Source organism: Staphylococcus pasteuri, from assembly GCF_030547725.1.
Lineage (GTDB): Bacteria > Bacillota > Bacilli > Staphylococcales > Staphylococcaceae > Staphylococcus > Staphylococcus pasteuri.
In genome coordinates this window covers 1-268 of record NZ_JAUOQO010000384.1, presented here as the reverse complement: position 1 = coordinate 268, position 268 = coordinate 1, and the positions used below count along the sequence as shown (strand labels likewise).

Annotated in this window: 1 protein-coding gene; it reads left to right on the top strand. The window is 56.0% G+C overall.

What is annotated here, in order from left to right:
- On the top strand, nucleotides 1-268 hold a 268-nt coding region (locus Q4528_RS14090), incomplete at both ends, for a DEAD/DEAH box helicase family protein (protein WP_303522229.1).

The window sequence follows — 268 nt, the reverse complement described above, 5'->3', positions numbered from 1 at the left end:
CAACAACGACATCGCCGAGATCGACATCCTCGATCTTGCTTTTCCAGCCAGCACCGACGCGGCCAAATTGGCCGAAGGCGTCAATCATCCCGCCCCCGACAAAATGACAGTGGTGTTTGCGACCTACCAGTCCATTCAGGTGATTGCCGATGCCCAAAAGCAGCACGACTTTCCTGAATTCGATCTGATCATCTGTGACGAAGCACACCGCACGACCGGCGCGACACTCGCAGGCGACGACGAATCCAACTTCGTGAAGGTTCACGAC